This is a genomic window from Allocoleopsis sp., from assembly GCF_036703385.1.
In the GTDB taxonomy this organism is placed as follows: Bacteria; Cyanobacteriota; Cyanobacteriia; order Cyanobacteriales; family Coleofasciculaceae; genus Allocoleopsis.
In genome coordinates, this window is sequence record NZ_DATNPA010000721.1 from 1 (window position 1) to 7,015 (window position 7,015).

Here is a 7,015-nt window from a genome sequence, read left to right on the forward strand (position 1 = left end):
ATATATTAAGAATTTCTGAATTCTTTTTTCCCCATTTTGTTAATTTTATATGAACTACAGAGAAATTTCTCTCTTCAGGTTGCTCGCGAATTCATTTTGGAACACCTCAAGCAGAAAATGGGGCTGAATTCATACTCGAAGCTAACTGTCAATGCGTAAGTCCTACTCTCTAGTTTCAACTCCAACTTTTTTCTCTACTTAATGAATTCCCCCTACCCTTATTAAGGGGAGAGCAATTAAAGAAACAGCTATACGGCTCAACTAAGGTTCAGCCAGGTTTGGATTTCTTGAGCCAACCAAGCACACTCATAATCAGTCAATCCCTCACCAAATGAATAGGAATTACCTCCAATGCCGGTGAGCATGACTTCTGAGGCTTTTTTTCTGCGATAACAGCAGATATAAGAAATCTGTGCAATTGCCCCTTTATACCGACTGACAGTATGACCAAACCAGCGCCACTCCAGTTCAAAACGGTTGGTGTTGCGGTTAAACTCTACTAGAGTACGCCGGTAATAAAAGCGTATAGCTTCAATCGAGAGCAAGGTCAGGGCAACCAAAAACGGAAAGCTAATGATAGGCGTTCCTACCTTCAGAGTCAGCCAGAGAAGGCTTGCGATGAAAAGCGTCAGGTAACCGCCTAGCATCAAAATACCTGCGTTACCCCTAGATGTGCGTTCAGGAATAACTATTTGTAGTCGTTCAGGAGACTTATTCACCTGAACGAGAGTCCCGTGTGGCGGAATAATCCTTCTTGGTGGGGAAACCGCAGGCAGTCCTGATTGAGTTTGACTTTTCAGTCCAGAATCGACCCTTGAACTCGATTTAAGTGCTGTTAGTGCTTCCTTTGCCGTGCTGAAGCGCCGTTTTAGGGATGGTTGTGTAAGTTTTTCAATCCAGCTGACAAAGCTGGGGCTGAGGCTGACTTTGTCGCTAAACTGAATCCGTAAATCATCTTGCGGCAAGTCCGCCGGAGCAGTGCCGATGAGTAAATGAATTAATGTGGCTCCTAGTGCATAGAGGTCAGAGGCGGGTACCGTTCTACCGCCAAACTGTTCCATTGGGGCATAGCCATAGGTTCCCACTACTGTAAATGTTGCTCCCTCTTGTGCTGCTCGGTCTTGCACGGCTCCAAAATCAACTAAATAGACCTGCTGATCTTCACCCAAGATTAAGTTACTCGGCTTAATGTCCCGATGAAGCACGGGCGGATTCAACTCATGCAGATAAATCAGAATCTCTAAAACATCAATTGCGATTTGGCGAACTTGCTGTTCCGAAAAGCGTTTCCCCTGATTGAGCAACTCCTTGAGGGAGGTACCAGGGATATAATTATGAACCAAGCCAAACCAGAGCGATCGCTCATCGATGGAAAAGTAATCTCGGTATTTGGGAATCCGGGGATGATTCAGTTGCTTAAGAACCTGTGCTTCCCGCTCAAACAATTTCAGGTCATCCCACTGCACCTCGCCACCAAAGGCCAGAAGCTTGACAATTGCCAATTCAGATGGTGCGTGCTGCAAGTCATCAGCCAGCCAGGTTTGACGCCCTGCATTTTGTCCTAGTTTTTGTTTAAGTTGATAGCGCTCCTGTAAGACCTGTTCCGCTTGCAGCATCGGCTTCTTGAGTCCTTTGTCATTAGTCCTTAATTATTAGTCCATCGTTATTAGCGCTTATTCCGTAAGTAATTAACGCAATTTTGCATCATAAAGCCTGGAGGAGGGTAAGTATACCGACCGCTGACACACTTCCCCAAAAACACATTCCAGCAACAGCCCACCGTCGCTGATGGGCTTTGAACTGTTCAATACTCCGCCATCTTCGACTTTTCCAAGCCCACTCATTACCTTTCGCACCTAACGCAAGTGCAATGATTAACTGGCAATTGGGGACATAGGAGAAAAGTCCAATCCACACCTGATTGGTAAAAGGCCAAAACCAAGGCATCAAAAAAGCGCCCCAATTCCAGCCTTTGATTTCATTCGGTACAGGAACCGCAGAATCCAGGATATTACCGTGTCCTGAATTATTGACTACAGTTAGTTCCTTGGTTGGGTTGTCTTTGATGGGGTTAGGCGTGAGGGCTGATTCCAAAGCGGAGAGAGCCTGAGAAGCACTCTGAAAGCGTTGCTCAGGAGCAGGTTCAGTCAGCGTTTTGAGCCAGTTCACTACCCTGGGACTCAGCGTCACTTGGTCTTCAAAGCAAATGCGTAAATTGCGCTGGGGTAAATCCGCGGGCGCAGTCCCTGTGAGCAAATGAATCAACGTCACGCCCAAGGCATAAAGGTCAGAAGCGGGTACCGCCCTACCGCAAAACTGTTCCATCGGGGCATAACCGTAGGTTCCCACTACGGTAAATGTCGCCCCCTCTCTCGCTGCTCGATCTTGCACGGCTCCGAAATCCACTAAATAAATGCGATCGTCCTCACCCCAAATCAGATTGCTGGGTTTGATATCACGATGCAGCACGGTAGGATTGAGCTGATGCAGAAACTCAAGAATGCTGAGAACATCAACAGCGATCATGTAAACGACTTCATCTTCGCTAAAGCGTTTACCCTGGCTTAATTGTTCCTTAAGGGAGATGCCAGGAATATAGTCTTGTACCAAACCAAAGCAAAGCGATCGCTCATCAATGTGAAAATAATCCCGATACTTGGGAATGCGGGGATGGTTAAGCTGTTTGAGGACTTGAGCTTCTCGCTCGAAGAGTTTCAAATCATCCCACTGCACCTCACCCCCAAATGCTAGGAGTTTGACAATTACCAGTTCAGGAGGTGAGACTCCAATATCTTCAGCCAGCCAGGTTTGACGCCCTGCATTTTGTCCTAGCTTACGCTGGAGTTGGTAGCGATCGTTTAGTATCTGTTCCGCTTGCAGCATCTGGTTTGATTCCTTTGAATCCCAACTTTTCTAATCCTAGCTGACAGGAATTGATTCAGTTATTTAAACTAAAATAATCTAAGAAGTGTAAAGATTGCAGGAATCCAAACCATAGGAATTCCAATGAAAAGGCCAGCTCTCGTCCACGATTTCTGATGGTCTTTAAATTGTTCAATACTGTGCCATCTTCTACTTTTCCAAGCCCACTCATTACCTTTAGCGGCTAGTACAAATCCCATGACCGTACCAATGATCGGGACAAAGGCAAACAGACCAATCCAAACTTGATTGGTGATTGCCCAAATATGAGGTAAGAAAAAAGCACCCCAATTCCAGCCTTGAATTTCATCCGGGATAGGCACAGAATTATCAAAAAGATTCCCCTGTCCAGAATTATTATTAACAATAGCAGAGGCCGTTGTCCGAAGGCCGAATTCCGCCGAAATGTCTCTACCATTCGGATGCGGGTTAAGTTCCCTACCAGATTTCAACGCAGAGATTGCCTCTGTCGCACTCTTGAAACGTTTCTCTGGAGCGGGTTCAGTCAGTTTCTTAATCCAGTTCATCACCCTAGGATTCAGGGTTACTCGGTCTTCAAAGCAAATGCGCAGGTTTCGTTGAGGCAAGTCACCCGGTGCCGTCCCCGTTAGCAGATGAATTAACGTCGCCCCCAAGGCATAAAGGTCAGAGGCGGGTATGGCTCTACCGCCAAACTGTTCCATCGGTGCATAGCCGTAGGTTCCCACTACTGTAAATGTTGCTCCCTCTTTTGCTGCTCGATCCTGCACGGCCCCGAAATCGACCAGGTAAATCTCATCGTCCTCCCCCCAGATCAAATTGCTAGGCTTGATGTCGCGATGCAGTACAGCAGGATTGAGTTGATGAAGAAACTCTAGAATTCTCAGAATATCGACAGCAATCTTATTAATTTGCTTCTGGGTAAAGCGTTTACCTTGATTCAGCTGTTCCTTGAGAGAGATGCCAGGGATATATTCTTGTACTAGACCAAACCAGAGCGATCGCTCATCCATGTGAAAATAGTCGCGATACTTAGGAATTCGGGGATGGTTGAGCTGTTTGAGGACTTGAGCTTCCCGCTCAAATAGTTTCAAATCATCCCACTGCACCTCACCTCCAAAGAGTAGAAGTTTGACAACGACCAATTCAGTGGGTGAAACTCCAAGATCCTCAGCCAGCCAGGTTTGACGCCCTGCATTTTGTCCTAGCTTACGCTTGAGTTGATAACGCTCATTTAAGATTTGTTCCGCTTGCAGCATCTCGCCTTTGATTCCTCACAAGCCTATTCTCTCTAATCTAGCCAGAACTAGATTTTTGTACCTGGAAAAATTTATTAGGCAAGGTTTGCAAGCCAATTCGGCATTCTATGGGTTGAGAGCTGCCGCAATACCATGCAGTTTAATAAACGCAAAACCCCCCTAAAGTGTAAATTAGGGGGGTTGGAAGATTCGTTAGTACGAGGATGTTACAGCTTAGGCAAATCGTTTAAAGCCGAGCGATTGCCTACGGCACCAGCGAAGCTGATCGCATTACCAATCACCTAAATCTATTAGTATCCACAACGAGCCTGAAAAAGATGGTACCCTTTGGCTCCACCTACACTTGACTCATACTATAAGCGTGACCGTTTTGTATAAAACGCTCTGCTAGGATTTGCTGATATACCGCTTCATAACCCTCGGTCATGTGCTCCACACTGAAGTACTTCAGGACATGCTCCCGGCAAGTCTTACGACTCAACTGAGTGGCAGGTGCGATCGCCGCTACACACTCTTCAACTGTTTCACACAAAAAGCCAGTCTGACCGTGAGCAATCACCTCTGGTGTCGAACCCATCTTCATGGCAATCACTGGCGTTCCGGTTGCCATCGATTCAATCATCACCAAGCCAAAGGGTTCGCGCCAGGTAATTGGGAATAGCGTCGCAGCTGCGCCTCCCATCAAGGCACATTTTTGCTCGTGGGTTGCCTCTCCTAAATACTCAATCTGTTTGCCGTCAATCAGAGGCTTGATTTCTTTCTCGTAAAATTCCACGTCAACGGCATCTACCTTACCTGCCATCTTCAAATGCCAGCCAGAACGCTTAGCAATTTCGATCGCCAAGTGTGGCCCTTTCTCTGGAGAAATCCGTCCTACAAAAGCTAGGTATGGGGAGTCTTGGGGTTCTGGGTAAAAGTCGTATTGGCTCGTGTCAATCCCATTATGGACAGTTGCCACGTAGTTCAGATTTAATCTTGGCTCCCGCTGAGCGTCGGAAATGCTGATGTAGGGTTGTTTCCGAGCGTGAGTGAAGAGTTTCTCATTATCAGGGGTAAAAATCCCGTGAAGCGTGTGGACGGTGGGGGTTTTTACCAGATTTCCATAGGGCAAAGCTGCACAGCCCATATGGGAGTGGATGATATCAAACTCAGACGCCATCTCGTAAACCCGACTCATTTGCAGCATCTCATAGATACCGAATTCTTTAATGGTGGGGTCGAGACGCAAGGCTTGGGGGTGAACCGACTCAAGTTTCGCTAGAGAAATCGAATCCCCAGAAGCAAATAAGGTGACTTCGTGTCCGCGTCTGACGAGTTCATCCGAGAGCAATCCGACTACTAGTTCAATACCGCCATAGGCTGGAGGAGGAACTCGCTCCCACAATGGCGCAACTTGTGCAATCCGCATTATCAAACTCCTGTTGTTAAAAGTCGGCTGAATCTCTATCTAAAGAATAATGAACAATACTCCTGCCTCTTTGGTCATCACCATTGAGGGGGAAGTCAAAAAACAGATTATTCTCTCACCAGAGTTTTAACAATACGGGAAACCGATAAACATCGTGTTCGGTAAATTCTACATTTCGGCTGAATTGCTGAGCTAGAGGCTGTTTGTGTCAATGAGTACTCAAAAATTTAGATGGCTAATAAACATAAATAGACTGAATTTAAATCAAACTACAGACTTAATTAGTGGTTCTAATAGATGTGATTTATATAGCTTATCGTTGTAATGACAAGCGATCGCCTTTCGTCCAAATTATTTAAGGGACTAAAAAAAGTTCAAGGCATTCTTCTAGATGAAAGAATGCCTTGCTTCTTATTCATGACTTATTCAATGGAATGATGGTTCTACCTCACAGAGTTATACAGACCTAAAATTGTTGTGAAACTCGCTGTCAACTCTCAATCTTTAAGTCAACTTAGCTGAGTGAAGCACCACTACGATCATAGCTACTGCGGAAGCTAGGGTGTGCCTTACCTTGAATGTGATTCCAGTACTCTGTAGCGTCGATATCCATACCTACTTCAGCAGCAGCGCGACCTAGCATAGATTGCTGGCGATTTTTGATCAGGTGATGGTGGCGCATCATTAGGGCACGAGCTTGTTCTTGAGTAGACATAGTTAGGATTCTCCGATTGCTTTTGTTTTGCTTGGATGATTTTTCTCGTATTTTCAATATAGCAGTAAATTCTGTAACAAAATATACTAAATTTAAATCTTAATACTTTTTTACACATCTCGTTTAGCTTTCTTCCGCGAGAAGCCCCACGTCCTACCGCGAAGGGGAGACGTGGGATGAATCGCGGTCAGGAGGTGACTCAGGATTGGATAAGCCATCAATCAATTCTTCTATCACTTGGGTCATCGTTTTATCGTGCGCAACTGCATAGACACGTAGTTTGTTTAACCGTCGTTCTGATAGACGCAAGTTAAAATATTTCTTCTTCATGTCGTTTTGATGTCGTTATTTTGTCGTTACTGGTGGTAAGCTAATTATACATGGAGGTAGTTAAAGTGCTAAAAGCAATTAAGGTAAGACTATATCCAACGCCAGAGCAGCAAGTGGCTTTATCAAAGTCATTCGGTTGTGCGCGTTGGTATTGGAACTATGCCTTAAATGCTTGTATTCAGCACTACCAGGAAACTGGCAAGACTCTGAAACTGGCTGCTTATAAGGGGATGTTGCCCCAACTGAAGAAAGAATTTCCTTAGAGTATCAAACACCCGCCAAGATTTCTTGCACAAGCTCAGCAGAAAACTGGTAGACAAAAGCCAAGTCATCGTTGTGGAAAATCTCCACGTCAAGGGTATGGTACGGAACCGTAAGCTATCTTCATCAATATCCGATGTT

The 7,015-nt window shown here is 45.4% G+C and carries 8 protein-coding genes and 2 pseudogenes; 4 read left to right on the forward strand and 6 right to left on the reverse strand.

What is annotated here, in order from left to right; all coding sequences use genetic code 11:
- Window positions 1–48: 48 nt before the first annotated feature.
- A pseudogene (locus V6C93_RS38990) lies at window positions 49–159 on the forward strand (IS701 family transposase); the annotation flags it as partial.
- A 98-nt stretch (window positions 160–257) separates the two neighbouring features.
- Here the strand turns inward: V6C93_RS38990 and V6C93_RS33955 are convergent.
- From V6C93_RS33955 to V6C93_RS33965, 3 genes are all read right to left on the reverse strand, one after another.
- The gene (locus V6C93_RS33955; RefSeq protein WP_333481104.1) at window positions 258–1,616 is read right to left on the reverse strand and encodes a serine/threonine-protein kinase; all 1,359 of its coding nucleotides are present in this window, start codon (window positions 1,614–1,616) and stop codon (window positions 258–260) included.
- Between the two features lie 88 nt (window positions 1,617–1,704).
- Entirely contained in the window at window positions 1,705–2,883 is a 1,179-nt protein-coding gene (locus tag V6C93_RS33960; RefSeq protein ID WP_333481105.1) for a serine/threonine-protein kinase, read from the reverse strand.
- 68 nt (window positions 2,884–2,951) lie between these two features.
- Window positions 2,952–4,160 carry a serine/threonine-protein kinase gene (locus tag V6C93_RS33965; protein ID WP_333481106.1) on the reverse strand — a complete coding sequence of 403 codons (1,209 nt, stop codon included), beginning with the start codon at window positions 4,158–4,160 and terminating at the stop codon, window positions 2,952–2,954.
- Between the two features lie 132 nt (window positions 4,161–4,292).
- Between V6C93_RS33965 and V6C93_RS33970 the strand changes: the two genes are divergently transcribed.
- Window positions 4,293–4,445, forward strand: a complete 153-nt coding sequence (locus V6C93_RS33970) for a hypothetical protein (protein ID WP_333481107.1) — start codon at window positions 4,293–4,295, stop codon at window positions 4,443–4,445.
- 52 nt (window positions 4,446–4,497) lie between these two features.
- Here V6C93_RS33970 and V6C93_RS33975 read toward each other — a convergent pair whose 3' ends face one another.
- The 3 genes from V6C93_RS33975 to V6C93_RS33985 form a co-directional block, all read right to left on the reverse strand.
- Entirely contained in the window at window positions 4,498–5,568 is a 1,071-nt protein-coding gene (locus tag V6C93_RS33975; protein ID WP_333481109.1) for a glycosyltransferase family 4 protein, read from the reverse strand.
- Window positions 5,569–6,082: 514 nt separating this feature from the next.
- Window positions 6,083–6,283: a hypothetical protein gene (locus V6C93_RS33980; protein WP_015184230.1), complete on the reverse strand. Its 201-nt coding sequence runs from the start codon at window positions 6,281–6,283 to the stop codon at window positions 6,083–6,085.
- A 153-nt stretch (window positions 6,284–6,436) separates the two neighbouring features.
- Window positions 6,437–6,613, reverse strand: coding sequence for a hypothetical protein (locus tag V6C93_RS33985; RefSeq protein WP_333481111.1), 177 nt, complete (start codon window positions 6,611–6,613; stop codon window positions 6,437–6,439).
- 50 nt (window positions 6,614–6,663) lie between these two features.
- Here V6C93_RS33985 and V6C93_RS38885 point away from each other — a divergent pair, with 50 nt between their 5' ends.
- Together V6C93_RS38885 and V6C93_RS38890 are read left to right on the forward strand one after the other, a co-directional pair.
- Entirely contained in the window at window positions 6,664–6,876 is a 213-nt protein-coding gene (locus tag V6C93_RS38885) for a helix-turn-helix domain-containing protein (protein WP_414644340.1), read from the forward strand.
- Window positions 6,875–7,015 (forward strand): annotated as a pseudogene (locus V6C93_RS38890) (transposase); the annotation flags it as partial. The gene V6C93_RS38885 and the pseudogene V6C93_RS38890, both read left to right, overlap by 2 nt.